The sequence below is a fragment of the Micromonospora tarensis genome (assembly GCF_016803395.1).
GTDB lineage: Bacteria > Actinomycetota > Actinomycetes > Mycobacteriales > Micromonosporaceae > Micromonospora > Micromonospora tarensis.
This window is the reverse complement of the sequence record NZ_JAEVHL010000335.1, coordinates 1-5,432: the sequence shown is the minus strand read 5'-3', so window position 1 is coordinate 5,432 and position 5,432 is coordinate 1. Positions and strand designations below refer to the sequence as shown.

2 protein-coding genes and 2 pseudogenes are annotated in these 5,432 nt (G+C 70.9%); 2 read left to right on the top strand and 2 right to left on the bottom strand.

Annotated elements, in window-relative coordinates; translation table 11 throughout:
- Positions 1-814: DUF4349 domain-containing protein (locus JM949_RS33120; protein ID WP_203151991.1), on the top strand; the 814-nt coding region annotated here is incomplete at its 5' end.
- Here the strand turns inward: JM949_RS33120 and JM949_RS33115 are convergent.
- Together JM949_RS33115 and JM949_RS33110 are read right to left on the bottom strand one after the other, a co-directional pair.
- Positions 771-2,029, bottom strand: a pseudogene (locus tag JM949_RS33115) (amidohydrolase). The gene JM949_RS33120 and the pseudogene JM949_RS33115 sit on opposite strands and share 44 nt — an antisense overlap.
- Positions 2,030-2,474: 445 nt before the next feature.
- Positions 2,475-4,057: pseudogene (locus JM949_RS33110) on the bottom strand (acyl-CoA mutase large subunit family protein).
- Positions 4,058-4,263: 206 nt separating this feature from the next.
- On the opposite strand from JM949_RS33110, the gene JM949_RS33105 reads away from it, so the two are divergent.
- Positions 4,264-5,432 (top strand): serine/threonine-protein kinase (locus JM949_RS33105; protein WP_203151990.1); only part of this gene is annotated, 1,169 nt, incomplete at its 3' end.

The following is a 5,432-nucleotide window of genomic DNA, read 5'->3' as shown; positions in this document are numbered from 1 at the left end:
GAAGCGCCAGCGGCCAACGGCGGCGAGGCGGACCGGACGCGCCGCGGGAGCACCGGAGGCGGCCGGCGCGGGCGCACCGGACCTGCGGGTCGACCAACGGGCGATCATCTACACCGGAACCATGCGGGTGCAGGTGGACGATGTGGACGCCGCCGCCCGGGAGACCGCCGCCGTGGCCACCCGGGCCGGTGGCTTCATCGGCGGTGACCAGCGGCGCAGTGCCGACGCCGACGCGGTGGCGGAGTTGCAGCTGCGGGTGCCGGCGGCGAAGTTCGCCGGCGTGGTGGAGGAGATCGCGAAGCTCGGTCGGCAACAGAGCCGGGAGATCAACACGCAGGACGTCACCGAGGAGACCGTCGACCTGGACGCCCGCATCGCCAGCCAGCGTGCCCGGGTGGACAGCGCCCGCCGGTTGCTGGCCCGGGCCACGTCGATCACCGATCTGGTGTCGTTGGAGAACGAGCTGGGGCGCCGGGAGGCCGACCTGGCTTCGCTGGAGGCCAAGAAGCGACGCCTCGCCGACCTGACCGCTCTCTCCACGATCACCGTCTCGCTGGCCGGGCCGGCGGCGAAGACCACCGAGGAGCAGGCCGAGACCGGCTTCCTGGTCGGGCTCAGGGGCGGCTGGAAGGCGTTCGTCGCCTCGATGACCGTCCTGCTCACCGTGCTGGGTGCCCTGCTGCCGTGGCTGGTGGCGCTCGGCGTACCGCTGGCGGTGCTGCTGGTGGTGCTGCGCCGGCGACGGAGGTCCCCGGCGTTTGTCGCTCCGGTCAGCGCACCGCCGCCAGTGCCCGCAGCGCGGTCTGCACCATGACGCGGACGCCGGCCGGGATGGCCCGCTCGTCCACGTCGAAGCTCGCGCGGTGCAGGTCGACGTTGGGGCCGGAGCGGCCCACGCCGAGCCGGGCGAGGGCGCCAGGGACGTACTCCAAATACCAGGAGAAGTCCTCGCCGCCCATGCTCTGCGGTGTCTCCGCGATACCCTCCGGCCCGAGCGCGGCGGAGGTGGCCGCGGTCAGCACCTGGATGGCCCGGGAGTCGTTGCACACCGGCGGCCGGCCACGGAGGTATTCCAGGTCGACAGTGGCACCGGTCGGGGCGATCACGTCCCGGACCACCTGGGCGACGATCTTGGGAGCCTGCTCCCAGGTGTCGCGGTCCATCACCCGCAGGGTGCCGGAGGCGCTGGCCTCGGACGGGATGACGTTGTAACGGGTGCCGGCCGAGGCGTGGCCGAAGACCAGCAGCAGGCCACTGTTCGCCGGCACCCGACGACTGACCAGGGTCGGCACCTCGGTGATCAATCGACCGAGCGCGTCCACCATGTCGACAGTCAGGTGCGGGCGGGCGGTGTGTCCACCCGGCCCGGTGAGTCGGACGGTGACGTTGTCGGCGGCGGCGGTGATCGGGCGACCCGCAGGCCGACCTGGCCCACCGGCAGGTTCGGGTCGCAGTGCAGCGCGAAGATCTGCACCACGTCGTCCAGGCCGCCGGCCTCGATGACCTCAAGCGAACCGCAGGGCAGGATCTCCTCGGCCGGCTGGAAGATGAGCCGGACTCGGCCGTCCAGTTCGCCGAGGTCGGCGAGCTGGGCGAGCAGCATGCCGACGCCGAGCAGGATCGAGGTGTGCACGTCGTGTCCGCAGGCGTGGCAGACGCCCGCCACTGTCGACCGGTAGGGCACGTCCTTGGGGTCGTCCAGCGGCAGCGCGTCGATGTCGGCGCGCAGCGCCACGACCGGACCGTCCGGCCTGCCGTTGACGTCACAGATCACGCCGTTGCCCTTGGGCAGCAGGCGTGGGTTCAGCCCGGCCAGCGAGAGCTCCCGGGCGATCAGGGCAGCCGTCTCGAACTCGGTGCCGGAGAGCTCGGGATGCGAGTGGAGGTGACGGCGCGTAGCGATCAGCCCCGGTACCCGGAGGGCAAGGAGGTGATCCAGCTCCCCGGGCAGGGGCTGGGATCCGGGGGGCGTCTCCAGCCAGGACGACGCCAGCTGGCCATTCGTGGGCAGCGTCAACGCACTCGTCACGTCGAATTCTCGATCACTAGAAATGGATGGATCATCGGGGACAGCAGACAGCCTAGACCTCCGACGGTGACGCTGCGCAACCTCGTTACGGTGATGGTCGGACCGCGCAGCGTCACGAATGCCCTGCTGAGAGGCATCAAAGAGTTGAGAGCGAGCAGGTAGATCACGGTCGAACGCCGTCATCGGCCCCTCACCTCCTACAACGCGTAACTAATCGCGGCGGTCGCCAATCCGGCAGAACTCACCGAGCCCTGTTGCAAATTGTCGCATTAGTCGGGGTGGCGAAGTGACACTCCGACAATTAGCCGACCACTCTCCGCAACGAGCCGGATAAGGACGCTCACACGCACGCACCCGCCGTGGGCGCACACGGTGTGCGTCCACGCTCAACCGACGGGGTACCCCGCTGGGCCCCCGGGACACACCGCGACCGTGACCCGGAGGGTCAGAAGCGATCGGTGGGCCGGTACAACCCCCACACCTCGCGCAGCGTCCCGCAGACCTCGCCCACTGTCGCCCGGGCCCGCAGCGCCTCCCGCATCGGGTACAACACGTTCTCCGTGCCGTCGGCGGCGGCCCGCAGCTCGGCGAGCGCCCGCGCCACCGCCTCGGCGTCCCGCTCGGAGCGCAGTCGGGCCAGCCGGTCGGCCTGGGCCGCCTCGATCGCCGGGTCGACCCGCAGCGGCTCGTACGGCTCCTCCTCATCCACGGTGAACCGGTTGAGCCCGACCACCACCCGCTCCCCCGAGTCGATCTCCTGGGCGATCCGGTACGCGGACTGCTCGATCTCCCGCTTCTGGAACCCGGCCTCGATCGCGTCCACCGCCGAGCCGTGGTCGGCCACCCGCTCCATCAGCTCGACGGCGGCGGCCTCGATCTCGGCCGTCATCGCCTCCACCACGTACGAGCCGGCGAACGGGTCGACGGTCGAGGTCAGGTCCGTCTCGTACGCCAGCACCTGCTGGGTGCGCAGCGCGAGCCGGGCGGCCTTCTCGGTGGGCAGCGCGATCGCCTCGTCGAAGCTGTTGGTGTGCAGCGACTGGGTGCCGCCGAGCACCGCGCCCAGCCCCTGCACCGCCACCCGGACCAGGTTCACCTCCGGCTGCTGCGCGGTGAGCTGCACACCGGCGGTCTGGGTGTGGAACCGCAGCATCATGACTTCGGATCCTTCGCGCCGAAGTCGTCACGCATCAACCGGGCCCAGATCCGCCGGGCGGCGCGGAACTTCGCCACCTCCTCCAGCAGTGTGGTGCGGGCCACGAAGAAGAACGACAGCCGGGGCGCGAAGTCGTCCACGGCGAGCCCGGCGGCCAGCGCCGCCCGCACGTACTCCACCCCGTTGGCCAGGGTGAACGCGATCTCCTGCGCGGGCGTCGCGCCGGCCTCGGCCATGTGGTAGCCGGAGATGGAGATGGTGTTCCACTTCGGCACCTCCTTGCGGCAGTACGCGAAGGTGTCGGCCACCAGGCGCAGCGACGGCTTCGGCGGGAAGATGTACGTCCCCCGGGCGATGTACTCCTTGAGGATGTCGTTCTGGATGGTGCCGTTGAGCGCCGCGCCAGGCACCCCGTTCTCCTCGGCGACGAGTTGGTACAGCAGCAACAGCACCGAGCCGGGCGCGTTGATGGTCATCGAGGTGGAGACCTTGTCCAGCGGGATGTCGGCGAAGAGCAGCCGCATGTCCTCGATAGAGTCGATCGCGACGCCCACCTTGCCGACCTCGCCGTGGGCGATCGGGTCGTCGGAGTCGTAACCCATCTGGGTGGGCAGGTCGAAGGCGACCGAGAGGCCCATCGTGCCGGCCCGCAGCAGTTGGTGATACCGCTCGTTGGACTCGGTGGCGGTGCCGAAGCCGGCGTACTGGCGCATGGTCCACGGCCGAGAGGTGTACATGGTGGGGTAGACGCCCCGGGTGTACGGGTACTCGCCGGGGCTGCCCAGCCGGGAGCCCAGGTCCTCCGGAAGGTCGGCCTCCGTGTAGACGCCGTTGATCAGGAAACCGGACTCGCTCGACCGCCGTTGGTTCATCCCCGGATGGTAGGACGCCTGGCCACGTCGTCGGGTGAGGGATACCGCACAGTGCGTCCCGAGCTGTCGACAGGAGGTGAACGACAGGGCACGTTCTGTCGACTTCGATAAACGTCCGTCGCGTCGGCTTTCGCATCGGGCGTCGGAACCAGCAAGATAGGGGGGTTGTGTCCCAGCCCCCCTCGATTTCCCCCGGTGGCTTTTCTGTGACTCAGATCCCGACGTGGAGCGGCGGACCAGTTAGTCCCGCCAACGGACGAGCGGCGCCCGGCACCACCATCGGTGGCCGGTACTCGCTGCGGTCCTCGGTGGGCAACGGCGGCATGGGCACCGTGTGGCGCGCCACAGACACGCTGCTCCGCCGTGACGTGGCGGTGAAGGAGGTGGTCCTGCCTCCGGGCCTGGCCCCCAGCGACCGTGACGCGATGTACGAGCGCACCCTGCGCGAGGCCCGCGCCGCCGCCGCCATCCAGCACCCCGCAGTGGTGCAGGTGTACGACGTGGTCACCGAGGGCGGCCGGCCGTGGATCGTGATGGAGCTGCTGGACGCCCGCAGCCTCGCCGACATGGTGATCGAGGACGGGCCGGTCGCGCCCCGCGCCGTCGCCAAGATCGGCATCGCGCTGCTCGGCGCGTTGGAGGTCGCGCACGCGATCGGCGTGCTGCACCGCGACGTCAAGCCCGCGAACGTGCTGATCTGCACCGACGGGCGCTGCGTGCTCACCGACTTCGGGGTCGCCCGGATGCCCACCGACGTGCAGCTCACCACCCCCGGCATGGTGCTCGGCTCGCCGCACTTCATCTCCCCCGAGCGGGCCATGGGCCAGGAGTTCGGCCCGCCGAGCGACCTCTTCTCGCTCGGTGTGACGCTCTACACGGCGGTCGAGGGGCGACCCCCGTTCGACAAGGGCGACCCGATCGAGACCATGCACGCCGTGGTGGAGGATCCGCCCGCGCCGCCGCAGCGCAGCGGGCCGCTGACCCGCGTGCTGATGGGTCTGCTGGAGAAGGACCCGGCCCGCAGACTCGACGTGCACACCTCCCGGGCCATGCTCCGCGAGCTGCTCGCCGGCCCGCTGAGCAGCACGTCGACCGCCGTGCACTCGGTCACCGACCCGTACGCCGTGGTGCCGGTGCAGCAGCGTCCCGTGCCGGTCCTCCCACCGGCCCAGCCCGAGCCGAAGTCGGACAGCCAGATCGGCGGCCCGGCGATGCTGGCCCCGGGTGAGTCCCTGACCGACCGGCTGGCCGCGCTGCGTCGGGGCGAACGCCCCAAGGCGGCTCCCGCGGCCGGCGCCGCCACCGGCGGGCTCGACGAGACCAGCGCCGACGCGTTGGCGGGTCCGCTGCACACGCCCACCGGCGCGATGCCGAC